Here is a 22,300-nt window from a genome sequence, read left to right on the forward strand (position 1 = left end):
ATGAGTGAATTTAAAAACATATTACAGCTAGATAAGCAAAGCCAACAGGCTATGTTAGCTGATGCGAATGGTTTGCTGGCTAACATGAATGCTGAGCAGCGCGTTGCATGGGCGCTAGAGCACTTGCCTGACACCGCGTTTTTATCATCGAGTTTTGGTATTCAAGCAGCGGTAATGTTGCATTTAATGACATCACAGCGCCCCGATATACCTGTTGTACTAACAGACACGGGTTATCTATTTCCAGAGACCTATCAGTTTATCGATCAGATGAGCGAGCGTTTATCACTTAACTTAAAAGTGTATAAAGCGCAGTTGAGCCCTGCATGGCAAGAGGCTAAATTTGGAAAACTATGGGAGCTAGGTGAAGAAGGTATTAAGCAATACAACCAGCTCAATAAAGTTGAGCCAATGACGCGTGCTTTAAAAGAGCTTAACGCGAGCACCTGGTTTAGTGGCTTGCGTCGAGATCAATCGTCGAGCCGTGCTGAAAAGCAAGTTTTAGAAATCAGCCGAGGTACAGTAAAAGTGTACCCTATTATTGAGTGGAATAATCGTGATGTGTACCAATACCTTACTAAACATGATCTGCCATACCACCCATTATGGGAGCAAGGTTATGTGTCTATGGGTGATGTACACACTACGCGTAAATTAGAGCCAGGAATGAGCGAAGAAGAAACCCGCTTTTTTGGGCTGAGCCGTGAGTGTGGCTTGCATATCGATGGTGATGGAATTTAATTACCTTGTTATTCAAAGCTATAAATTTAAAAACGCAGCTAAAGCTGCGTTTTTATTTTCCATAAAATAATTGCCTGATTACCGTTTTTTTATTATATTAATGATAATAAAGGATTAAATTTACAGCAGGAACGCTATGAAATACTTTACCTACTTAGCAATATCAGTAATGGTCATTGCTCTTATCTCTTTGTTTTATCTTAAAAAGCCAAATGGGCAACCTTGGCTCACCAGCTCATTGATTAAAAATGAATCTTTTTCTATTAAAGATAAAGTGGTAGCGCTTTCATCTGATACATTTGAGCAGCTCACACTTGAGCTTAAAAAAGTAGGAGATAAAATCACATCGTCACCGTTAGCATCTGACTCTCAAAGTAAAATTTATAAGTGGCAAGATGAGCAAGGGCAGTGGCATTTCTCCGATGTGCCAAATAAAAATGGCAAGAGTATTGAAGTGCACCTTGACCCTGCAGATATTAATGTTGTGGTAGCCGAAGATACAGCTATATTAAGTGGCAGTGCTAAATCTGCGGCAAAACCTTTTCCTCAGCGAGCGCCTGAAATATACAACAGTGAGTCAATTAATAAGTTGTTTGAAGATGCTGAAAAAGCCAAAAAGAGAATTGAGCAACGCAGTAAAGAAGTCGAAAGTTTCAGCGGCTTTTAGCCCTTGGGAGTTACTGCGATTTCAAGTAGCGCTTTTCTGCTTCCATTAATAATATGGTTAAATAAATTTTAGTTGGCAGTGATAAAAACACACCAATTGCAATGCACGCTGCTGCAGTAATAATGCCTTTAATACCGTACTGGCTGGTAAAGTAGCTCGATACAATTAATACATGGCCTGTCACAATCAGGCATAATCCAAGCAAAATAGATGTTTTAAGTAGTCTTATCATTACTATTGAAGACATGGCGACCTCTGCGCAGCGTGTCTTCTTAGTGTATGGTATCTTGATAGAGCAACATTGATTTAGCGCAAGGGTGTATCAATATTTACTTCTATAGCGAATGTAAAAAGCCCAGCTCATTGCTGAGCTAGGCTTTTAAGCTACCATTGTTTAATGGCTAGTTAGTCGAGCATATTGCGTAATACGTACTGCAAAATCCCGCCATGTTTGTAGTAATCCCACTCTTTAGGGGTATCAATACGCACATCGGCACTAAAACTAACTTGTTTACCTTCACTGTTAGTGGCAATGACACTGACTTCGTCGGTTTTGTCGTATAAACCTTGAATATCAAATTGTTCTTGCCCCGTTAAGCCCAATGACTCATGGCTTTCACCCTCTTTAAATTGTAAAGGTAATACACCCATACCAATCAGGTTTGAGCGGTGAATACGCTCATAGCTTTGTGCTATCACAGCTTTAATACCGAGTAGTAATGAGCCTTTTGCAGCCCAATCTCGTGAGGAGCCGGTACCATATTCTTTACCTGCTAGAACCACTAACGGTGTTCCACTCTCTTGGTATGCCATTGCCGCATCATAAATACTCTCTAGCTTAGCGTCAGGTTGAGTGCGAGTGACACCGCCCTCAGTACCAGGGGCGAGTAAGTTTTTAAGGCGCACATTAGCAAACGTACCACGCATCATTACTTCGTGATTACCACGGCGAGAACCATAAGAATTAAACTGTGCTTTCTCTACCCCATTTTCTTGCAGATAAAGTCCTGCGGGTGCCTCCGCTTTTATCGCACCTGCTGGTGAAATATGATCGGTAGTCACTGAATCGCCTAGTTTAGCTAAACAGCGCGCACCTTCTATTTTTGGGATCCCCGGTGGTTCAACACTCATACCATCAAAGAATGGCGCTTTTTTGATATAAGTCGAGGCAGCATCCCAATCGTAAAGCTTACCATCAGGGATTTGAATTTTTTGCCAGCGGCTATCGCCTTCGTAAACGTTGGCATAGCTTTTTTCGAACATTTCTTTGGTTACCGTTTTTTGTACTAGTTCGTTGACTTCGCTCACGCTTGGCCAAATATTTTTAAGGTAAATATCGTTACCATTTTCGTCTTGCGCCAGCGGCTCGTTGTATACATCTATGTCTGTACGTCCTGCGATAGCATACGCAACCACAAGAGGTGGCGAGGCTAAAAAGTTCATTTTAACGTCTTGGTGAATACGCCCTTCAAAGTTACGGTTACCCGACAAAATAGAGCTTACAATTAGTTTATGCTTTTGAATAGCTTCTGAAATTTCATCCGCTAATGGACCGGAGTTACCAATACAGGTGGTACAGCCATAACCAACTAAGTTAAAACCAAGCGCATCAAGATCATCCATTAACCCTGCTTTTTCAAGGTAATCGGTAACCACCTGCGAACCTGGTGCTAAAGACGTTTTAACCCAAGGTTTTACATTAATACCTAATTGACGTGCTTTTTGAGCCACTAATCCTGCCGCTAAAATTACGCTTGGATTAGAGGTATTAGTACAGCTTGTGATTGCAGCAATAACGCAGGCGCCATCGTTTAATTCAAACTCTTGGCCATTAAAGTTAACTTTTGCTGCGCCCATAAACTGCGCTTCATCAGTGGGTTCGTCAGGATTGGTAGTAGGGCCTTCACTTTCAATACGCGCTTGCTCTTCATCGCTTTTATCTCGACGTGCCATACGTTCGTCTTGGAAGTCTTTTAAGTGTTGGCCAATAACATCACCGGCTTTATCCAGTGTGATTCTGTCTTGTGGACGTTTCGGGCCAGCAAGACTTGGTACTACATCATCTAAAGTTAGTTCTAGCTTATCGGTATAATGTGCTTCATCGCCATCATTACGCCATAAACCTTGATGTTTTGCGTAATCTTCAATCAGTTTAAGCTGCTTTTCATCGCGATTAGTTAAGCGTAAGTAATTAATCGTTTCATCATCAATAGGGAAAATACCACAGGTTGCGCCATATTCCGGTGCCATGTTGGCAATAGTCGCTCTGTCGGCCAGTGGTAAGTCGGCAAGCCCGTCACCATAGAACTCAACAAACTTACCTACCACACCGTGGTTACGCAGCATTTCAGTAACAGTAAGTACTAAATCGGTTGCTGTAGTGCCCTCAGGTAAGCGGCCATTTAATTTAACGCCAACGACCTGAGGAATAAGTAGGCTAATAGGTTGGCCAAGCATGGCGGCTTCTGCTTCAATACCGCCTACCCCCCAACCGAGTACGCCTAGGCCGTTGATCATGGTTGTGTGAGAGTCAGTACCAACCAGTGTATCTGGATAGGCTAACGATTTACCGTTTTTTGTATCATTGAACACTACACGTGCTAAGTATTCTAAATTTACTTGATGGACAATACCTGTGGCTGGTGGCACTACTTTTAAATTATCAAATGCGGTTTGACCCCAACGTAAAAACTCGTAGCGCTCTTTATTACGTTCATATTCTAGTTTTGAATTTAAGTCGAATGAGCCATCTTTACCGTAACCATCCACTTGTACTGAGTGATCGATCACCAGTTCAGCCGGAGAAAGCGGATTTATTTTTGCAGGATCGCCACCAAGTTTTTCCATCGCATCACGCATGGCGGCTAAGTCAACAATAGCAGGGACACCGGTAAAATCTTGCATTACTACGCGGGCAGGGGTGAAGGCTACTTCGGCCGAGGGCTTAGCCTTTGGATCCCAATCTAGTAGTGCCTGAATATCTTGCTCTTTAATATTCACACCATCTTCATTACGCAATAAATTTTCTAGTAATATTTTTAACGAAAAAGGCAGGCGTTTGGCTTTATCGCCAAGTCCCATGAGCGAGTTAATATGATATTGCTCGCCATTGATAGTAAGCTGTTGTTGGGTGTCGAAACTATTTTTCATTATTTGTCCCTTCAATAAATTAGATTGATATTCTTGAAAAAGTGACCTCTGTAGTAGTTTGCAAACTGTGTACCATGATAAAAATACCATGCAGTGTAATTTTCTTGACTGTTATATAAATAGAGATGAAGGCCAAAAGTTAAAATTCAAGGGATGCTCTGAGTAATAATTGGCCACAAAACTAAACTTAAAAAGTGTTATTTAAAGTAGTCCTGTTGTTTTAAGTGGAAACTTAAATACACCAATGCAATCGCAATTAAGATCACTGCAATAGGCATAAAAATAGCGCTAACGCCAAACAAGCTGATGCTATTAATAATCAAAAAATTATAATATTGCTGAGCTAAAACCGCTGCCAAAGAGATTATTAATGTTAATGTGGCCAGTGACTTTTTGAATAATAGAAGTACACACCCTAATGCGCCGCCAAATACTGCAATAGCAAACGCTAAAGTAGCCCATAGAGGTTGGCTGTTATAAGCAAGTTGTTGTTCTTGTGGGAGTTTACTTACCATTTCGGGTGTTAATAATAGCTGCATGCTAAATGCAAAAACACCTAATATATTCCATAACAGGGCGGTGATGAGTGCGGGTGTTATCCAGCGGTTTGCAGTGTTTTCTGACATGTAAACATCGATTTTTTATTATTGATATTCTATTAAAGAATAAAAAAGCCAGTGATGCAAACTGGCTTTTAATAACACATATGACGTAAGCGAATGTTAGCCAAACGAAATAGGACGACGACCCGTTTTTTCATCCACTTTAGGTTTTTTAGTACGTTTGCGCTTATTTTTAGATGGTTCTGTTGTTGCTACGGGCGCGGCTTTTTCTGTAACAATTGATTCATCAATAACAGGACGTTCTGCTGGAGTAGCATCTTCACTTAGCGTCAGTTGGAACAACTCGCCATCAAATGTAAGAACATCGCCACTGTATAATTTTTTCCGTTTAATTGTACAAATTTCATGGTTAACACCCACATAGCCACCGCTAATTAGATTTTTTGCTTGGCCGCCACCTTCAACTAGATCTAATACTTTTAATAATTTACAAAGCTCTATAGGCTCTTCTTCTAATTCAATTTCTATATACTCTTCGTTCATCATGTTTCTCTGTGGGGGGCATTAGCTGTAGTATAAAGGCTAGCTGGTTATTTTGCACCAAAGTGCGTTTGTTAGATGCGATGATTGTGCATTTTTTATGAAACTTTTTACCTCTTTCATTTGTCTTTAAAAAAACTGAAGTAATTCAAGACTACACTTCGCGTGAAAAAATTACACATTGGCGCGCTTATTGCCAATATCTGTCGTAAAAAGAAATTGAATATAAACAGTGGAGTAAAACATGGGCATAAGATTAGCGATGAAAAAAGAGCTAATGGGCTTAGATAATTCAGATATGTTAACTGCTGATGATGTTAGAAAGCATTTGGCTCAGCAGGTACAAGAAGACACTAAACGTGGTTTTTCAGTTATCTCCAAGTTTAATGACACCCACAGTCAGTTAGTCAGCGGGCTTAAAACCAAACAAAGCGAGCTGGTATTTGAACGACATCGTTTATTTAATGAAGTACTTTATAATCGCCAGAGTGTTGATGCATGGTTAAATAACCAAATAAATTAAATTGCCATTTTAAGTCCCCCTTATAGACTACACTTGTAATCATTTGGGGGTGATAATGAAAATGGAATTTTAATATGTATATTGGTGTTTTTATTAGCTGCGTGCCAGCGACCTACTGTTTATGTTTTTATTGAAAACTTGCAAGGTGAACAGCGCAACCAGCTAGATGCTGCACTAAATGCACAAACTCTTCCCTATGAATATGTAGAACTAGCAATCCCATCAGATTTTGGTGAGGCCACATTACTACTCTCAAGCGATAAAATTTACCCCAAAGAGACGGAGCAACTTGCAGCTATAATGCAAGAGTTAGGGTACGCGCCACAAGTTAATTATACAAGTCGTTCAAATCATTTTTATGGTGATGGCAATATAGGCTTTTATTTAAAAAATGCTGATGCCAATAGAAATTTTGTTATGCCTAATCAGCTGAGAACAACTCATTGCAGCGAAGATAAATACAATGGTTTAGCAATCAAATTTGCAAATGAAGCTGTTGAGTTTACATTACCAAGTGGCGCAATCGTGAGGCTAAGTTGGGAATATTTATATGGTTATGTTGTTGTTTATTATAAAGACTATTCGCAAACATACAGTCATTCGCAGCCGCTTGTAAATACCCCCTTTGGCGCCAAGCCGTCAGATACCTACACATTTATCGCAAGCGTTAACACCCCCGGTTGGCTTGATTGTTCACTACAAATTGTTTATATGGACTGATTTAACCGTGGGTTTCTATATGCTCGCTTAGTTTAGCTATGCGCAGGCTCATTCCTTCAATAATACGGTCTTTAATTTTTTCGCGTATAACATTAGGTAGGCGGGTAAGGGCATCGGCTGTAATAGCCAGTACGATAGCATTTTCTTTGGCGCGTGCATTAATGCTGCGCTCTCGGTTATTAATAAACGCGCCTTCACCTATAAATTCACCAGGTTCTATGGTGCCTAGCTCTAGAAGGTGATTATGCTTAAACACCATCAAGGAGCCACTGAGGACAATAAACAGTCGCTTGTCATTATCAAACTCTTTAAATAAAAACTGATTTTTACTTACTAAGTATAATAATCCAAACGACTCTAAAAGAATTTGACGTTCATTAAGCGTGAACTCTTTAAAGAATTCTAAGCGATTTATAATTTCCATTTGCTTAAACAAAGGGATGTTTTCAATTAACTTCATCAATAACCTAGGGCGCTAGCCTTATAAAATATCAGCTAATATTGCGCTCTTTTAATTTACGGGTCAACGTATTGCGACCCCAACCAATTTTTACCGCGGCTTCTTGCTTATGGCCTGAACAATTAGCGAGTGCTGTTTTTATTAAGCGGGTTTCTAGCTGGGCTTGAATATCCGGCCAAATATTTTCTTTACCTTGTTTAAATTCTTGATTAAGCCATTGCTGAAATGAATCTAGCCAATCGCCTTCTTGGGTTGCGGCGGCATTATCAATAATTTCAGGGGGTAAATCTTGCTCACCAATCAGCTCCCCAGGAGCCATTACAGTTAACCATCGACAGGTATTTTCAAGCTGGCGAACATTTCCTGGCCAATTAAATAAACACAGTTGTTTAATCGCTTTAGGGCTAAGTACTTTACTATCTACTTGCAGGTCTTTTGCACTTTTATGTAAAAAGTGTAGCGCTAAGCGTTCTATGTCTTCGGGGCGCTCGCGAAGAGCTGGCAAGCGTAAGCGAACCACGTTTAAACGATGAAATAAGTCATCTCTAAACTTACCTTGTTTTACCAGCTCTTCTAAATTTTGGTGAGTGGCGGCAATAATGCGCACATCCACTTTTATACTTTGATGGCCGCCAACGCGGTAAAACTCGCCATCGGCTAATACGCGTAATAAGCGGGTTTGTACATCAAGCGGCATATCACCTATTTCATCCAAAAATAAGGTACCGCCATTGGCTTGTTCAAAGCGCCCTTTACGCACGCTATCGGCCCCCGTAAAAGCGCCTTTTTCATGGCCAAATAATTCAGACTCAACTAACTCTTTAGGAATAGCGGCCATATTAAGAGCAATAAATTGATTTTCTTTACGCGGGCTATGATTGTGCAAGGCGCTGGCAACCAACTCTTTACCGGTACCTGATTCACCATTGATGAGTACGCTCATACTCGATGCTGAGAGTTTGCCTATAGCACGAAACACTTCCTGCATAGCAGGGGCTTCGCCAATAATATGAGCGCTTTTGGGGGGCGCGCTTTTTCGTTTGGTTTTTTTGGTCGAATTAGCACGATAGGCGCTTTCCACTAGCGCAACGGCTTCATTTAAATCAAACGGTTTAGCTAAGTACTCAAACGCACCTTTTTGAAAAGCATTAACCGCTGAGTCTAAATCAGAGTGTGCGGTCATAATAATAACGGGTAGGCTAGGGGTTTGCTCAGCTATTAGCTCAAGTAACGCCATCCCGTCCATCCCCGGCATTCTTACATCTGAAATTAACACACTGGGTTGACTAAATTTTAGTGCATTAAGAACGTTTTGCGCATCTGCAAAGCTTTCTACTTCAAACCCTGCGCGAGTCAGTGCTTTTTCTAGTACAAAGCGAATTGAGGCATCATCATCTACAAGCCAAGCTGTTTTCATGCAAACTCCAAAGTATTAATCTGTAAATGGCAGATAAATATTAAATTCAGTATGTCCTGGCCAACTATCGCATTCGATATAGCCATCATGTTGATCAATCAAGGTTTGCGCTATAGATAATCCAAGTCCCGAGCCACCTTCTTTATTAGTGGTCATAGGGTAAAATAAGGTGTCGCGTAAATTAGCATCAATACCTGGGCCGTTATCCATTACTTGAATAAGCAATGCCTTTTTAGGGGCTTTGCCCGGACGACGATGCTGATAATTAATCCGTGTTTTTATTTTTATTTCGCCACCATCTACCAATGCCTGTTGCGCATTACGCACAATATTAAGCACCACTTGTTGAACTTTGCTCTGATCAATATAAACATCAGGAATACTCGGGTCGTAGTCTTTAACTAACCGAATATCGCGGTTGTTATCTAACGTACTGAGTTTAACAACCGACTCTAATGTTTGATGTATATTGCCATACGATTTTTGCGGCAGCTGATTAGGCCCAAGGAGCCTATCAACTAATTCACGCAATCGATCGGCTTGTTCAATTATCAGTTCTGCACATTGATCTCTTTCTTGCTGATCACCTTCATACTGCAATAATTGCGCCGCCCCGCGAATTCCACCCAGTGGGTTTTTAATTTCATGGGCTAAACCGCGAATTAAGTTACGTGCAGCTTGGTATTGATGCATTTGATTTGAGACTTGATCGTGCTTTATTTCGTCATCAGTTTGTCGACATTCAAATAAAATATAAAAGGTATCGTTATGCTTTATTCGTCGTGTGCTGACCGCTAACTTTGCATGGCGAGAATCGATAAACACCACGTCAGCTCTATGCTGGTGGCAGTCTACACCATCAACCAATGAATACTGTGCAATACGTTTTAAGTCGATAGAGTGGTAATTAAATAAATCATCGAACGCTTGTCCTAGTAAGCGCTTTTCGCCTAAACCAAGTAATTCACTGGCACTGGTGTTGGCATAAATGAGCGTAAAGCTTTCATCAAGTAACATTAGGGCGGTGGTTTGGTTTTGCCAAATTATATTTAGTAGCTCTGGGCTAAAATGTGTTTTGTTTATCATTATTGCACCATTTTAGTGCGCCTGGGGAGGTAGGCAAGGTTTTTAGTAAAATATACGCTAATTGTACGTACTTAACTGCAATTACCGACCTATATAAAGGCCTTTGCGATGCATAAAAAATACACTCTCAGGGCTAGTTGCAATTACTTGGTTTTGTTTATTATAAAGTTTAACTTGTAGTGTGTGTTGCCCGCGCTCTACATCTCTTAACGCCAGTGTTGTCGTATCGCTCGGTGCACCAATGGCAACGCCATCTAAAAATAAACCAATGGTAAATCCAGCTTCAAATCGAGGGGCAATACGGGTAGAGACATACACAGAGCCCGTGTTTTCTCTTATAGTTTGCTGTGGTTCAGGCGATGAAATACTAATACTAAACTTTACTGCTGTTTTAGTAGGAGCAGTATCAAGAATATCGGTGTTTGTAGCGGGCATGCTGAGATGTTGGCTCGTGAGTTTAACCTCTTTAGCGCCAGGCTGAGGAGTATCTGAAAAAACCAGCACCCCATTTTTGTCTTTCCATGCGTAAATTTTTTTATCGCTCGCATGGCTATTAAGGCTTAACATTAAAGCTATTAATAGCAACAAAATCTTACCTACCATCCAGCTATCCTGCATTGTTTAAACTAACTTCACTTTAGTGTAGAACCGTTAAATTTACCATAAAAAAAGCCCGCAAAGCGGGCTTAAAACACACATTATTTTATCGGTTAATAAATTAACAGCTGTAGTACATTTCGAACTCAACTGGGTGAGTTGTCATGTTAAGTTTTTCAACTTCTTTTGACTTAAGTGCGATGTAAGCATCGATTAGGTCATTGGTGAATACACCACCTTGGTTTAAGAATTCACGGTCTGAATCAAGCGCAGCTAATGCTTCATCTAATGATGAGGCTACTGTTGGAATTTCTGCCGCTTCTTCAGCTGGTAAGTCGTATAAGTCCTTGTCCATAGCATCGCCAGGGTGGATCTTGTTTTTAATTCCGTCAAGGCCAGCCATAAGCATTGCAGAGAAAGCAAGGTATGGGTTAGCAGTTGGATCTGGGAAGCGTACTTCGATACGACGACCTTTTGCAGATGGCACAACTGGAATACGGATTGATGCCGAACGGTTACGAGCCGAGTATGCAAGCATTACCGGAGCTTCAAAACCAGGTACTAAACGTTTGTACGAGTTAGTTGACGCGTTAGCAAAAGCGTTGATTGCTTTAGCATGTTTGATGATACCACCAATGTAGTAAAGCGCGTCTTCAGAAAGACCGCCGTACTTATCACCTGCGAATAAGTTTACGCCGTCTTTAGCTAAAGACTGGTGACAGTGCATACCTGAACCGTTATCGCCAACAACAGGCTTAGGCATAAAGGTTGCTGTCTTTCCGTATAAATGAGCCATGTTGTGAATAACATATTTCATTTCTTGGATTTCGTCTGCTTTTAAAACCATAGTGTTAAAGCGAGTTGCGATTTCATTCTGACCGGCAGTCGCCACTTCGTGGTGATGTGCTTCAACAACTTGCCCTAGCTCTTCAAGAACTAAACAAGTTGCAGAACGCCAATCTTGGAAATCATCAACAGGTGCAACCGGGAAGTAACCGCCTTTAACACCTGGACGGTGGCCTGTGTTGCCATCTGCATATTCTTTATCTGAGTTCCAAGCTGCTTGCTTAGAATCAATTTTATACATTGAGCCTGACATGTCAGATTTGTATTTAACATCGTCAAATACGAAAAACTCTGGCTCAGGACCAAATAAAACAGTGTCAGCAATACCCGTAGAGCGCATGTACTCTTCAGCGCGCTTAGCAACTGAGCGAGGGTCGCGTTCGTAACCTTGTAATGTAGAAGGTTCAACCACGTCACAACGAACTATTAGCGTTGTTTCTTCTGTGAAAGGGTCAAGTTTAATTGAATCTGCATCTGGTAATAACACCATGTCTGATTCGTTGATGCCTTTCCAGCCAGCAATTGAAGAACCGTCAAACATCTTTCCATCTTCAAAAAAGTCTTCATCAACTTGATGGTGAGGAATAGAAATATGTTGCTCTTTACCTTTTGTGTCAGTAAAGCGTAAATCAATGAACTTAACGTCATTTTCTTTAATAAAATCTAAAACCGATTGTGACATGTGTCCTCCAACTATTGGGTTTTATTATTGCTGCATTAAATGCTTTAGCTACTAGTAAGCCGATTTTATGCCATTATTTTAACCTACTGTTTATTAAGTTAAAAAATATGGCTGCACAAAAATAGTCGTGCGTATTGCACTTTTTTGGTGCGTAAGATATCCATAATGGTGCAAAAAATCCACACTTAAATTTGCATGTATTTTAATCATCTAAATCAGCTTAACTTAAATAGTAAATAGCGCCAAAGCAATTAACAAATTAGCTAAAAAATGACAGTTTATGTAATTTGTCGAAATTTATTTCATATAAATGTCATATAAAAAACAGATACTTAGTAAAAGTATTAAGAAAGTTTTTAAAATTGTATTGGATAAACTTTCATCCATGTCATTAATGAGGGATAATATGCGCCCTTTTAAATCCTATGCTGGGACATCTGGTTAAAACACAGATGAGTGCGTAGATCTTGCAGGATCAATGAGAATAAACTTCTCTGAGTAAAAATATGAGCATCGAACAGTTAAGAAATATAGCGATTATCGCGCACGTTGACCACGGTAAAACAACGTTGGTTGACAAACTACTTGAGCAATCAGGTACATTAGAAACACGCGGCGGTAACGAAGAGCGCGTGATGGACTCAAACGACATTGAGAGAGAACGTGGTATTACCATTTTGGCCAAAAATACAGCCATTTCTTGGAAAGACTACCATATCAATATCGTAGATACCCCGGGACACGCCGATTTTGGTGGTGAAGTTGAACGCGTACTTTCGATGGCTGACTCAGTATTGTTACTTGTTGATGCTCAAGAAGGTCCAATGCCACAAACGCGTTTCGTAACGCAAAAAGCATTCGCACAAGGCTTAAAGCCAATTGTTGTTATCAATAAGATTGATAAGCCTGGTGCACGTCCTGATTGGGTTATGGATCAAATCTTTGATTTATTCGATAACCTTGGTGCAACTGACGAACAGTTAGACTTTAAAGTAATCTACGCTTCAGCAATCAATGGTTGGGCTACATTAGATTTAGACGAGCCGTCTGACAACATGGAACCTATGTTCCAAATGATCGTTGACGAAGTATCACCACCAGAAGCTGATCCTGAAGGTGACTTCCAAATGCAAATCTCTCAGCTTGATTATAACTCTTATAAAGGTGTAATCGGTGTTGGTCGCATTAAGCGTGGCTCTGTTGCTCCTAACCAACAAGTGACTATTATCAGCGCTGATGGTTCTACGCGTAACGGTAAAATTGGTTCAGTACAAAGTTATTTAGGTCTTGAGCGAATCGAAACTGACCGTGGTTATGCAGGTAATATCGTAACAGTAACAGGTATTGGTGAGCTGAAAATATCAGACACAGTGTGTGCGCCTAATAATGTTGAAGCACTACCTCCACTAAGTGTTGATGAGCCTACAGTAACAATGACCTTCTCTGTAAATACATCACCATTTGCTGGTAAAGAAGGTAAGTTTGTAACGTCGCGTAATATCCTTGAGCGTTTACAAAACGAGCTTGTACATAACGTTGCACTTCGTGTAGAAGAGACAGATAACCCAGATAGCTTCCGCGTATCTGGCCGTGGTGAATTACACCTTGGTATCTTAATCGAGAACATGCGCCGTGAAGGTTACGAGCTAGCTGTATCTCGTCCAGAAGTAATTTTGCGTGAAGTAGACGGTGTATTAGAAGAACCGTATGAAACAGTAACAATTGACTGTGAAGAAGAGCACCAAGGTTCTATCATGGAGCAAATTGGTCTTCGTAAGGGGGAGCTTACTGATATGGCACCAGATGGTAAAGGCCGTATGCGTATGGACTTTATGATCCCAAGCCGTGGTTTAATCGGTTTCCAAACTGACTTCATGACGCTTACTTCTGGTTCTGGCCTTATGTACCACACATTCGATCATTACGGTCCTCATAAAGGCGGTACTATTGGCGCACGTAAGAACGGTGTAATGATTGCAAATGCGACAGGTAAAGCACTTACTAACGCATTATTCAACTTACAAGAGCGTGGTAAATTATTCATCGGTCACGGTGTTGAAGTTTACGAAGGTATGGTTATCGGTATTCATAGCCGTGATAACGACCTTACCGTTAACGCACTTAAAGGTAAGCAGCTTACTAACGTTCGTGCATCTGGTACAGATGAAGCACAAACACTTACGCCACCATTGAACTACACACTTGAGCAAGCGCTTGAGTTCATCGATGATGACGAGTTAGTAGAAGTAACACCTGAGAACATTCGTATTCGTAAACGCCACTTAACTGAAAGTGAGCGTAAGCGTGCGGGTCGTGCTGCTAAAGCTTAATAGTCTTTAGAGTAAGCATAATAAAAGCCGCTGTATTGCAAAATACAGCGGTTTTTTTGTGGGTGAAAACAAGCGCTATTAGCTATAAGTCGTCAGCTGTCAGATTAGAACAGTGTAATTGAATCGCTTGGTATTAATGTGGCTATTAGGTGAAAGCCGCTAGACTTTGTAAACCTTGCAACATAGTGTTTTTCCTCTAAAAACGCTGCGCCTCTTATCCTCTTTGTGAATAATTTACTTAAAAATGTTTGCACAAAGAGAAGGGGATGAAAAGTAAAAGAGGCAGGGCTTAAAGCAGACGATAATTAAAAGCAGCTGTTTTTGTTGGTAGGGTATGTTTTCGTTGAGTTTCGCTCAACCCAAGCTACACGCTAACTTACATCACTTTTTGGTAGTAGAGTGATTTTACCAAATACATCTGCATCTATAAAGCCACGGTTTCTGTCACCATTCATTGGCTTTACTTCGTGTGAGCCCATAAAGTGTTCGCGTACTTCGCTACTATCGTTATCGCAGTAGGCGAGCATAAAACCAATGACGTGTTTTTCAGTTAACTTAATCGGTGTGTTTTGTGCGCCTTGTTGATAATCATTCGGGTAGAGTTTTATTGCCACTTCCCACGTGATGTTATAGGGCGCAGTGGTATTGCGTTTCCAGTTACTAACTAAGTGGTCGGTATATAAATGCGCTTTTTTATCAGGGCCATAATCGGCTGCTTGGTTATCAAGGCCAATGTGATAAGCAAACGCGGTATGATTAAACTGATGATTCCCACCCGATGCGTCACTATCTATAAACACTTCTAAGGCATCATCATCCCAGTATTTATCAGTTGGATTTGGGTGAGTATCAATCAGCACATCGTCACTAATAACTACTTGTAAATACAAGTAGTTTTCATCCCACAGAAGACGGTATCGGCCTTTAAAATCGGCCTCTGATGAGGGAAGTGCGCCATCCATTAGGTTTGGTATAGGATGCCATGTGGCGCTATCCCATGTACTTTCAGAGACACCATCAATAATAATAGCTGTTGATGTATGACTAACTTCAATAGCCATAAGTGGTTGGGTGGAAAGTAAACTAAAAGCGAGTAGTGTTTTTTCATTAATAAGCTCATCAATTAAAGATGGTTTAACTTGGCTTAAATAGCAATTAAAAACAATTTCATAGTTGTATTTATTATATTAACTTATTGCCCCAGTTATGCTTGTTTTTAATGTCAACATTAATAAATGCGCGCTTTCACCCGACATTTTAAAAGGGTTAAAGTCAATGTTACCCGAGTATTTTAGATTAAGTAATTCGGTTAGCTGTGATTGCGGCACATAGCCCATTGACCATGTTTCAAACTCTCTTTCGGGAATTTGGGTATAGTTGAGCATAATTACATTGTGATGACGTTTGTCATTTAATATTTGTTGATAGGTATTATTAACAGCGGTTCTGGAGCCTTCAAGGCATTGTAAAAAGTACTCATTACTAGAACATAATATGCCGGTGACATTTGTTTTTACATTGTAGGTTCGCGCATTTTGTAAAATATTTTCTATATCTTCAGGCCCAAACCACTACTTATTTTACTGGCGTAAATGAGTCGCACAAGAAACATAAACCCCCTGACTGTTTAGTTAATTAAAGATAGTTCAGTGAGGGGTTATTGCTAATTATGTAAACGCATTTTGCGTAAATGACTAACTAAAGCTGGATGCTTTCACCTTCATTTAAAATATACAGAGGGATCTTCGAGTTCATTTTTTTATGCATATGCAATAAGCGCAGTAGTGCAGAGTGGCTGCTGTGATCGCCCATCTTCCAACTTGAGTTACCATAGCCCCACGGTATCATTACTTTACAGTTAAGCGCTTGTGCTGCGGTTAATGCATCCTCAGGAGTGGTATGTACATAACGGTACCAGTTGCCGTTCTCTTTATGGTAATAAGAGGCAATAGGCATTAAGCACACATCGATATCGCCATATTTTTGCTGTATATCGTTAAAGTGTTTTGAATAACCAGTGTCGCCTGCAAAAAATAAAGTGCTGCCACTTTGCTCAAGTAACCAGCCATTCCATAGGTCTTTATTGTTATCTTCATAAATAAAAGGCACTAAAACACGACTACTAAAATGATGTGCAGGTAGCGCATGAATGGTTAAATCATCAATTTTAGTTTTTGCATACCATGCCATTTCACTAATGTTAAAGCCACCTGTTGGAAAGTTATCAGCCATGCCAAGGGGGGTTAGGTAGCGAGGCTGATTACCAATTTCTTCAATATCGGCTTTATTGAAATGATCGTAGTGAATGTGAGAATACATAACGGCGACTAAGTTTTTCAATTCATTGTCTGTGAGCCAGTCGCCAGGCTTGCGATAAAATCCTGAAGTAAGGCGAAAAGCTAAATCAATAGGCGAGTCAAATTGCTCTTTTACGGGATCAAATACAACTTGTTGGCCATTCGGGGTTTTGATCACAAAGCCTGCGTGTCCGAGCCAACGAATAGTAAAGCCCGCATTAACCTGCGGATTTTTTTGCTGACCTTGATATTGGCAGTTTTCAGCCTCTGTTTCACAAACTAAGTTATTGTTTTTTGGGTAGCAATCAGTTTCACAGCTAACAGGATAACTTTTTTTGCCTGGGTAGAGGTTGTGGTAGCGCCCAGCTTGCTCACCTTGTTGATGAAGTGGAATAACGGTATCAGGGCCTGCAATAACCTCAATATTATTCGCAGTGCTGCATGCAACGAGCACACTGGAGGCGATGATTAAGCTAAGTGTATGTATTTTCATAATTCATTTTTAGTTGTTATTTTTATCTTACTGAAAGTGTAACAAAAGCAGTTTGCTAAAAAAGGACAAAAAAGTAACAAAAAGTGTGTATAAAAAAGCCCGCTATTTTTAGCGGGCTCAGTTTAATAGGTTAAATATTTAGGATTTATTCATTTGCTCAATAAATTTATTTGAGTCTTCAATCGATTTGTTCATATCATTCATTAATAACTGAATATCGCGCTTTAAGTTAGTAAATTCACCTTTGATAGCCGCTACCGCTTGCGCATTTAAGTTATGCTTTAAATACAATACGTTGTCTTTTAAAGATGATAATACCGGCTCCATTTTACTCTCGGCGCTGCGCATTGAGCGAAGTAACTGGTCGAATTGACGTTGTGTTGCTGCTAACTTTTTGCTGCTTTCACGCTTAAGTGAGGCACTTTTGTATTGCTCTAACTCATCATTCCACTCATCAAATAAAGCTTCTGCTACGTCTTCAACTTTATTAATGTTACTTGATACTTCGTTTGCCGCTTGAAGGCTTGACTCGTAATCGTCATTAAGTTGATTGTAAGCATCTTGCAATTCACCGCCATCAAAATTAATGAGTGTAGTTAAACGCTCAAGTGCTGATTGAAATTCTTGTTGAGACTCTTGTTGTGAGTCTTTTGTTTCTTCTACGCGGTCAATCAAAATATCACGCTTATGAACACCTACTTTTTCCATTGCCGAATAATAAGCAGACTGACAACCAGAGAGCATCAGCATTAACGCAAGTATGGTTGTCCCTAAAAATGTTTGTTTTTTCATCTGAATTCCTATTTACGAGTGTTAATGCTGTAAATTATGGCCTTGATTGTTATTATAATCAAAAGCTCACCAACAAAGTTAATTGTATGAATGATAAGCTCTCCCATTACAAACAGCAAGTTAAGGCGTTTTTAAAACTGCAACCAGGCTGGTGGATGCAATATTTTAATCGCTGTATTGACGATCAAATAACCATTAATGCAGGGTATTTAGCGTACGTTACTTTACTTTCGTTAGTCCCACTTATTGCTGTAGGTGTAGCAATATTTTCTGCTTTTCCAGGATTTGAGTCGACTCGTTTAGCTATTGAGAGCTTTTTGTTTACTAACTTTGTGCCCACCTCTTCTGGTGTCATTAAAGAGCATATTAGCTCGTTTGCTAGTAATGCCAATCAAATGACGGCAGTAGGTATTGGCTTTTTAGCAGCCATTGCCTTGCTACTTATTCGTAATGTAGATGCCACGCTAAACCGTATTTGGCGAGTAAAGAAAAAACGCCCGATGATGATATCGTTTGCCGTATATTGGATGGTACTCAGCTTAGGGCCCGTGTTACTAGGTGCGAGCATTGGTGTCACCTCTTATATTGTGTCGTTGGTATCGTTTGCCGATCAAGGGATCCCAGGGTTTAGTGGTTTCTTGTTAAAGCTACTACCGTACGCTATCTCTATGGCTGGTTTTATTATGCTTTACACCTTAGTGCCTAATACTCGCGTTTCGTTTAAGGCGGCCGTTCCCGGTGCGCTATTTGCTGCCATGTTATTTGAGCTAACGAAAAAAGGCTTTGCTTTGTACATTAGCCATTTTCCATCATACGAAGTGATTTATGGTGCGGTAGCAACCATTCCCATTTTGTTTGTATGGGTTTACTTGTCGTGGGTCGTGGTGCTACTAGGCGCTGAATTCACTGTGTGTATTAACATGAAGCATTACAATAAAAAAGATCAACAAGTAGAGGATACAGAGTAGATGCAGGGATTAATTCAACGAGTAACACACGCTAACGTGGTGATAGACCAACAGCTTGTCGGTGAAATTAAACAAGGCATTGTATTATTGCTGGGGGTGGAAAAAGAAGATGATGAAAGCAGCGCTGATAAACTATTACACAAAGTCACCAATTACCGTATTTTTAATGACGAAAACGATAAAATGAATCTCAGCCTTAAAGACATACAAGGCGAACTGTTAGTCGTATCGCAATTTACGCTCGCAGCCAATACAAAAAAAGGCATGCGGCCTAGTTTTTCATCGGCAGCTACACCAGACCAAGCGCAAGCGCTATATAATTACTTTGTAGAGCAGGCTAAATTACTCGGTATTAAGGTCGCGACCGGTGAATTTGCAGCCGATATGCAGGTGAGTTTATGTAACGATGGGCCGGTTACCTTTAATTTAACCGCTTAACGTGCTTTTTCTACAATCACAATATGATTAACAAAGCCGGTAATTTTTTGAATACTAATAGCCTTCCCAAATACAGTCAGTAGTACATGTTGTAACTGAGTAAGTTGTGATGAGTGCTGCGATAAAAAGTTAATAAATAATACGCCCTGTTGAGCAAGTGCATCATAAATTGTTTGATAAAAGCATGAATCAAATAAAAATCGCGGGGCGTCTAATTCACTAAATAAATCTAAAATGACCCAGTCCATCTGCTCTGCTGATTTTAAAATTGTTTGCGCATCCTCGCAATGAATCTGTTGTTGTTCACTGGGGGCAAAAAATTGTTGATAACAGTCAATAATATGGGGGCTTTTCTCTACTGAAGTAACCTGTACTTGAGGATACTGCTCTAATAAGTAATTACGAATGGCACCGCCACCTAACCCCAGTTCGAGTACTTTTTTAGGCGCAGGTAGCTGTTGCCAAGCCGTTGCTAAATAAGCAAGGTGCGGAAACAGCAATGCATGTGGTTTTGCTTTTAAAATAACAGACTGCAAGGTGTTATTAATGAGTAGCCAGCGAAGTTGTTGATACTCTCTTACTTGTATGTGCTCACCATGCTGATTATGCCAATAAAGTAACTGGCCTAGCGATGAACTATGCTCAATAAAATGTTGGCTGATCAGGCCACTACTGCAATGGATATATTTATTCATGCTATTGAGCATAAACCAGCAGAGGTAAATCGCAACGGCTTTTGTCATTAATTTTTTACAGCTGTTTTCTCAGCACCAAAGTCTTATTTGCAGTTTTACCCAGATCGAGTATGGTGTTTTTCACAAAATGCACAGCGTAATATTTTACATTTTTAATTTATGGAGTATGTATGTTTCAAGTGAGCACCCCACAAAGTAGTGAAGACTGGCAAGCCTATTACCAATTACGCTGGCAGGTTTTACGTGCCCCATGGGGCGAACCTCGGGGCTCTGAGCAAGACGATTTAGAGCAAGAGGCTGAGCATCGCTTCATTAAAAATAAAGCGGGTGAAGTATTGGGTGTGGCTCGTTTGCACTTTAATAATCAGCAACAAGCTCAAGTACGTTATATGGCGGTTGCAGAGGGTAACCGTAATCAACATATTGGTAGCCGTTTACTACATGAGCTAGAAAAAATAGCGTGGAATCAAGATGCTGATGAATTAGTGTTGTTTGCTCGTGAACGTGCTCTGGAATTTTATCAGCGCCATGGCTATGAAAATAAAGAAAAAGCACATTTGGCTTATGGTGATGTACAGCATTACAAAATGGTTAAGCTCAAACCGAGTGAGCCAGGTTGGTTTCGCCACCCCAATTGGACTCAAGTACTGCAAAACACATGGCGTGAATCAATCCCTATTAGTGATGCTATGGGAATAAAAGTAGAAAGTTACACAGATTGGCAATTTACTACTCGTGCAGATTTAAATGCTAACTTAAACTTACACAACACCATGTTTGCGGGCTCTATTTATAGCCTAGCTACATTAACGGGTTGGGGAGCAACGTATTTAGCATTAAAAGAAGCCGGACTTGAGGGCAATATAGTGTTAGCCGATGCTAATATTAAATATTTAAAACCACTGAATACCGACCCTAAAGGCTGTGTTGATATTCAAACCTGTAAAGGTAACTTAAATGAGTTACAAGAGGCGGGTAAGGCGAGCTATTTAGTACCAGTAACCATTTTTGATGGTGACCAAGTAGTTGCCCAGTTTGAAGGGCAGTTTGTAGTTAAAAAGTGATAAAATAAACGAAAAAGCCAAGCGAGTTGCTTGGCTTTTTTTATAAGCGTTTTTTACAGTAAATCTGTCAGTAATATACCCACACCAAAGCGTTCAATATCGGCGTTATAGTCTATTAAACTTTCACCATAACCATTAAAGTACTGTGCATAGCCGCGTACTCTTCCCCATAGAGGGAATGACCAATCAAGCTGAATTGCCCCGCGGTTATCTGAATTTAAATTATTACGAGTCATAAAACTAAATTCATGATCGTGAAAGCGATACGCGCCACCAAATTCAAAGTAACCCATGTATTTATAGATATCAGGGTTATCGTCACCTCGTGCATCTAACGGCGCAGGCTTTTTGTTTTCAGGAATGCGATACCAAGGTTTAAAGCTAAATACAAAGCCGTCTTTTTCCCAAATGAAATCGGCATAAATGCGATTCCAAGAACGCGAGTTTGGCTGACTACGACCATTAGATTGGTGCGAAATACCAATGGCTATTGCCATTTCATCGCCCCATAAAACGTTTTCAGGGTCTAAGTAATTAATCCAAAATACTTCTGGCTCGTAGTTGGTTTCACGAAAAGGAGAGGAAATATCGTCGTTATATACTTGCCAGTATGACTGCAAAGTAAAGCCAAAAAATATAGCTTGGTCTGAGTCGGCAAACTCATCATACAAAGGCACTTTAATTGATAGCTGATATTTAGCTTCTAAGTTATCAAGTGGGTCGCCATCTTTTTTATCGGTTAACTCTGCAAATCCATCAAACGGGCGAGTGTTTGGGTTCGACATATAAGAAACAGGTAAAATATAATTTCGTCTATGCGGGGTAATTACATTACGATTTTTTTTACCAACCGCTTCACGGGCTTGGCGTTTGTCGATAGCCGTTAGCTGCTTGCTTTCTTCAACGGCAGAACACTTTTTACGTAATTGATCGAGGGTTTGCTTACCGTCTCCACCGATCACTTCATTTAAAATACATTGCTTTACCAGCTCAAGTTCATTGTTTTGCTCGTTATTCGCTGTTTCTTCAGCAACAACGGTTGTGCTGAGTAATGTAGAAAGTAGTATCCAATGGCGCCAACTCATTATAATTCCTTTGTAAGTGAGGGAAGTCAGTATTTTGCTAATTATAGCGCCTTTTTAACACATAAACGGTGAATTTGTCCTGAACTTTAATACTTTAAAAAGAAAAGCGACCTAAGTCGCTTTTACTGTGTAACTAGTTATTTACT

Annotated in this window: 23 protein-coding genes and 1 pseudogene; 8 read left to right on the forward strand and 16 right to left on the reverse strand. The window is 40.1% G+C overall.

Features of this window, described 5'->3' with window-relative positions; all coding sequences use genetic code 11:
* Both BG00_RS04950 and BG00_RS04955 read left to right on the forward strand, forming a co-directional pair.
* Complete coding sequence (locus BG00_RS04950) at nucleotides 1-741, forward strand: phosphoadenylyl-sulfate reductase (RefSeq protein ID WP_036980912.1); 741 nt, start codon at nucleotides 1-3, stop codon at nucleotides 739-741.
* 136 nt (nucleotides 742-877) lie between these two features.
* Nucleotides 878-1,408, forward strand: a complete 531-nt coding sequence (locus BG00_RS04955; RefSeq protein ID WP_036980914.1) for a DUF4124 domain-containing protein — start codon at nucleotides 878-880, stop codon at nucleotides 1,406-1,408.
* 10 nt (nucleotides 1,409-1,418) lie between these two features.
* On the opposite strand, the gene BG00_RS04960 is transcribed toward BG00_RS04955, so the two are convergent.
* The 4 genes from BG00_RS04960 to BG00_RS04975 all read right to left on the reverse strand — a co-directional run bounded on the left by BG00_RS04960 (nucleotide 1,419) and on the right by BG00_RS04975 (nucleotide 5,664).
* Nucleotides 1,419-1,655 (reverse strand): hypothetical protein, encoded by a 237-nt coding sequence (locus tag BG00_RS04960; protein WP_024601183.1) that lies wholly within the window; start codon nucleotides 1,653-1,655, stop codon nucleotides 1,419-1,421.
* A gap of 158 nt (nucleotides 1,656-1,813) precedes the next feature.
* The gene (gene acnA / locus BG00_RS04965; protein ID WP_036980916.1) at nucleotides 1,814-4,558 is read right to left on the reverse strand and encodes an aconitate hydratase AcnA; all 2,745 of its coding nucleotides are present in this window, start codon (nucleotides 4,556-4,558) and stop codon (nucleotides 1,814-1,816) included.
* A gap of 197 nt (nucleotides 4,559-4,755) precedes the next feature.
* Nucleotides 4,756-5,184: a hypothetical protein gene (locus tag BG00_RS04970; RefSeq protein WP_036980919.1), complete on the reverse strand. Its 429-nt coding sequence runs from the start codon at nucleotides 5,182-5,184 to the stop codon at nucleotides 4,756-4,758.
* Between the two features lie 96 nt (nucleotides 5,185-5,280).
* Nucleotides 5,281-5,664, reverse strand: coding sequence for an RNA-binding S4 domain-containing protein (locus tag BG00_RS04975; protein WP_036983354.1), 384 nt, complete (start codon nucleotides 5,662-5,664; stop codon nucleotides 5,281-5,283).
* A 241-nt stretch (nucleotides 5,665-5,905) separates the two neighbouring features.
* On the opposite strand from BG00_RS04975, the gene BG00_RS04980 reads away from it, so the two are divergent.
* Together BG00_RS04980 and BG00_RS04985 are read left to right on the forward strand one after the other, a co-directional pair.
* Nucleotides 5,906-6,184 carry a hypothetical protein gene (locus tag BG00_RS04980; protein WP_036980922.1) on the forward strand — a complete coding sequence of 93 codons (279 nt, stop codon included), beginning with the start codon at nucleotides 5,906-5,908 and terminating at the stop codon, nucleotides 6,182-6,184.
* 81 nt (nucleotides 6,185-6,265) lie between these two features.
* A complete protein-coding gene (locus BG00_RS04985; RefSeq protein WP_248533642.1) occupies nucleotides 6,266-6,904 on the forward strand; it encodes a hypothetical protein in 639 nt (212 codons plus the stop codon).
* 1 nt (nucleotide 6,905) lies between these two features.
* On the opposite strand, the gene BG00_RS04990 is transcribed toward BG00_RS04985, so the two are convergent.
* From BG00_RS04990 to glnA, 5 genes are all read right to left on the reverse strand, one after another.
* Nucleotides 6,906-7,364: a Crp/Fnr family transcriptional regulator gene (locus BG00_RS04990; protein WP_036980927.1), complete on the reverse strand. Its 459-nt coding sequence runs from the start codon at nucleotides 7,362-7,364 to the stop codon at nucleotides 6,906-6,908.
* A 31-nt stretch (nucleotides 7,365-7,395) separates the two neighbouring features.
* Complete coding sequence (gene ntrC / locus BG00_RS04995; RefSeq protein WP_036980930.1) at nucleotides 7,396-8,781, reverse strand: nitrogen regulation protein NR(I); 1,386 nt, start codon at nucleotides 8,779-8,781, stop codon at nucleotides 7,396-7,398.
* 15 nt (nucleotides 8,782-8,796) lie between these two features.
* Nucleotides 8,797-9,867, reverse strand: coding sequence for a nitrogen regulation protein NR(II) (gene glnL / locus BG00_RS05000; RefSeq protein WP_008108383.1), 1,071 nt, complete (start codon nucleotides 9,865-9,867; stop codon nucleotides 8,797-8,799).
* A gap of 81 nt (nucleotides 9,868-9,948) precedes the next feature.
* Entirely contained in the window at nucleotides 9,949-10,470 is a 522-nt protein-coding gene (locus BG00_RS05005) for a DUF4124 domain-containing protein (protein WP_036980932.1), read from the reverse strand.
* Nucleotides 10,471-10,585: 115 nt separating this feature from the next.
* A complete protein-coding gene (glnA, locus tag BG00_RS05010) occupies nucleotides 10,586-11,992 on the reverse strand; it encodes a glutamate--ammonia ligase (protein ID WP_036980935.1) in 1,407 nt (468 codons plus the stop codon).
* Nucleotides 11,993-12,498: 506 nt separating this feature from the next.
* Here glnA and typA point away from each other — a divergent pair.
* Nucleotides 12,499-14,322, forward strand: a complete 1,824-nt coding sequence (typA, locus tag BG00_RS05015) for a translational GTPase TypA (RefSeq protein ID WP_036980938.1) — start codon at nucleotides 12,499-12,501, stop codon at nucleotides 14,320-14,322.
* A gap of 371 nt (nucleotides 14,323-14,693) precedes the next feature.
* Here the strand turns inward: typA and BG00_RS05020 are convergent, their stop codons facing one another.
* The 5 genes and pseudogenes from BG00_RS05020 to BG00_RS05035 all read right to left on the reverse strand — a co-directional run bounded on the left by BG00_RS05020 (nucleotide 14,694) and on the right by BG00_RS05035 (nucleotide 17,904).
* Nucleotides 14,694-15,383, reverse strand: a complete 690-nt coding sequence (locus tag BG00_RS05020) for a CBM9 family sugar-binding protein (RefSeq protein WP_051498229.1) — start codon at nucleotides 15,381-15,383, stop codon at nucleotides 14,694-14,696.
* A gap of 126 nt (nucleotides 15,384-15,509) precedes the next feature.
* Nucleotides 15,510-15,707 carry a hypothetical protein gene (locus BG00_RS17975; protein ID WP_253861352.1) on the reverse strand — a complete coding sequence of 66 codons (198 nt, stop codon included), beginning with the start codon at nucleotides 15,705-15,707 and terminating at the stop codon, nucleotides 15,510-15,512.
* Nucleotides 15,708-15,713: 6 nt separating this feature from the next.
* Nucleotides 15,714-15,875, reverse strand: a pseudogene (locus tag BG00_RS17980) (BLUF domain-containing protein); the annotation flags it as partial.
* Between the two features lie 145 nt (nucleotides 15,876-16,020).
* The gene (locus tag BG00_RS05030; protein WP_036980942.1) at nucleotides 16,021-17,112 is read right to left on the reverse strand and encodes an MBL fold metallo-hydrolase; all 1,092 of its coding nucleotides are present in this window, start codon (nucleotides 17,110-17,112) and stop codon (nucleotides 16,021-16,023) included.
* A 138-nt stretch (nucleotides 17,113-17,250) separates the two neighbouring features.
* A complete protein-coding gene (locus BG00_RS05035; protein ID WP_013463802.1) occupies nucleotides 17,251-17,904 on the reverse strand; it encodes a DUF2959 domain-containing protein in 654 nt (217 codons plus the stop codon).
* 86 nt (nucleotides 17,905-17,990) lie between these two features.
* Between BG00_RS05035 and BG00_RS05040 the strand changes: the two genes are divergently transcribed.
* Together BG00_RS05040 and dtd are read left to right on the forward strand one after the other, a co-directional pair.
* Entirely contained in the window at nucleotides 17,991-18,872 is an 882-nt protein-coding gene (locus BG00_RS05040) for a virulence factor BrkB family protein (RefSeq protein ID WP_036983355.1), read from the forward strand.
* Entirely contained in the window at nucleotides 18,873-19,310 is a 438-nt protein-coding gene (dtd, locus tag BG00_RS05045) for a D-aminoacyl-tRNA deacylase (protein ID WP_033102725.1), read from the forward strand.
* On the opposite strand, the gene BG00_RS05050 is transcribed toward dtd, so the two are convergent.
* Nucleotides 19,307-20,053, reverse strand: coding sequence for a spermidine synthase (locus BG00_RS05050; RefSeq protein WP_036980944.1), 747 nt, complete (start codon nucleotides 20,051-20,053; stop codon nucleotides 19,307-19,309). The genes dtd and BG00_RS05050 overlap by 4 nt on opposite strands.
* A 122-nt stretch (nucleotides 20,054-20,175) precedes the next feature.
* Here BG00_RS05050 and BG00_RS05055 point away from each other — a divergent pair, with 122 nt between their 5' ends.
* Nucleotides 20,176-21,069: a bifunctional GNAT family N-acetyltransferase/hotdog fold thioesterase gene (locus tag BG00_RS05055; protein ID WP_036980946.1), complete on the forward strand. Its 894-nt coding sequence runs from the start codon at nucleotides 20,176-20,178 to the stop codon at nucleotides 21,067-21,069.
* 53 nt (nucleotides 21,070-21,122) lie between these two features.
* Here BG00_RS05055 and BG00_RS05060 read toward each other — a convergent pair whose 3' ends face one another.
* Nucleotides 21,123-22,154 (reverse strand): phospholipase A, encoded by a 1,032-nt coding sequence (locus tag BG00_RS05060; protein ID WP_036980948.1) that lies wholly within the window; start codon nucleotides 22,152-22,154, stop codon nucleotides 21,123-21,125.
* Between the last annotated feature and the right edge of the window lie 146 nt (nucleotides 22,155-22,300).

The organism is Pseudoalteromonas sp. SCSIO_11900, from assembly GCF_000576475.1.
GTDB lineage: Bacteria > Pseudomonadota > Gammaproteobacteria > Enterobacterales > Alteromonadaceae > Pseudoalteromonas > Pseudoalteromonas tetraodonis.

Bases quoted from the DNA above. Each gene is read 5' to 3' on its own strand.
- BG00_RS04960 (WP_024601183.1), bottom strand. From the start codon at position 1,655: ATGTCTTCAATAGTAATGATAAGACTACTTAAAACATCTATTTTGCTT.
- BG00_RS04950 (WP_036980912.1), top strand. From the start codon at position 1: ATGAGTGAATTTAAAAACATATTACAGCTAGATAAGCAAAGCCAACAG.
- dtd (WP_033102725.1), top strand. From the start codon at position 18,873: ATGCAGGGATTAATTCAACGAGTAACACACGCTAACGTGGTGATAGAC.
- BG00_RS05005 (WP_036980932.1), bottom strand. From the start codon at position 10,470: ATGGTAGGTAAGATTTTGTTGCTATTAATAGCTTTAATGTTAAGCCTT.
- BG00_RS17975 (WP_253861352.1), bottom strand. From the start codon at position 15,707: ATGCTCAACTATACCCAAATTCCCGAAAGAGAGTTTGAAACATGGTCA.
- glnL (WP_008108383.1), bottom strand. From the start codon at position 9,867: ATGATAAACAAAACACATTTTAGCCCAGAGCTACTAAATATAATTTGG.
- BG00_RS05020 (WP_051498229.1), bottom strand. From the start codon at position 15,383: ATGGCTATTGAAGTTAGTCATACATCAACAGCTATTATTATTGATGGT.
- BG00_RS05050 (WP_036980944.1), bottom strand. From the start codon at position 20,053: ATGACAAAAGCCGTTGCGATTTACCTCTGCTGGTTTATGCTCAATAGC.
- BG00_RS05055 (WP_036980946.1), top strand. From the start codon at position 20,176: ATGTTTCAAGTGAGCACCCCACAAAGTAGTGAAGACTGGCAAGCCTAT.
- BG00_RS05030 (WP_036980942.1), bottom strand. From the start codon at position 17,112: ATGAAAATACATACACTTAGCTTAATCATCGCCTCCAGTGTGCTCGTT.
- BG00_RS04975 (WP_036983354.1), bottom strand. From the start codon at position 5,664: ATGAACGAAGAGTATATAGAAATTGAATTAGAAGAAGAGCCTATAGAG.
- BG00_RS05060 (WP_036980948.1), bottom strand. From the start codon at position 22,154: ATGAGTTGGCGCCATTGGATACTACTTTCTACATTACTCAGCACAACC.
- glnA (WP_036980935.1), bottom strand. From the start codon at position 11,992: ATGTCACAATCGGTTTTAGATTTTATTAAAGAAAATGACGTTAAGTTC.
- typA (WP_036980938.1), top strand. From the start codon at position 12,499: ATGAGCATCGAACAGTTAAGAAATATAGCGATTATCGCGCACGTTGAC.
- BG00_RS04955 (WP_036980914.1), top strand. From the start codon at position 878: ATGAAATACTTTACCTACTTAGCAATATCAGTAATGGTCATTGCTCTT.
- BG00_RS05035 (WP_013463802.1), bottom strand. From the start codon at position 17,904: ATGAAAAAACAAACATTTTTAGGGACAACCATACTTGCGTTAATGCTG.
- BG00_RS04980 (WP_036980922.1), top strand. From the start codon at position 5,906: ATGGGCATAAGATTAGCGATGAAAAAAGAGCTAATGGGCTTAGATAAT.
- BG00_RS04990 (WP_036980927.1), bottom strand. From the start codon at position 7,364: ATGAAGTTAATTGAAAACATCCCTTTGTTTAAGCAAATGGAAATTATA.
- BG00_RS05040 (WP_036983355.1), top strand. From the start codon at position 17,991: ATGAATGATAAGCTCTCCCATTACAAACAGCAAGTTAAGGCGTTTTTA.
- acnA (WP_036980916.1), bottom strand. From the start codon at position 4,558: ATGAAAAATAGTTTCGACACCCAACAACAGCTTACTATCAATGGCGAG.
- ntrC (WP_036980930.1), bottom strand. From the start codon at position 8,781: ATGAAAACAGCTTGGCTTGTAGATGATGATGCCTCAATTCGCTTTGTA.
- BG00_RS04970 (WP_036980919.1), bottom strand. From the start codon at position 5,184: ATGTCAGAAAACACTGCAAACCGCTGGATAACACCCGCACTCATCACC.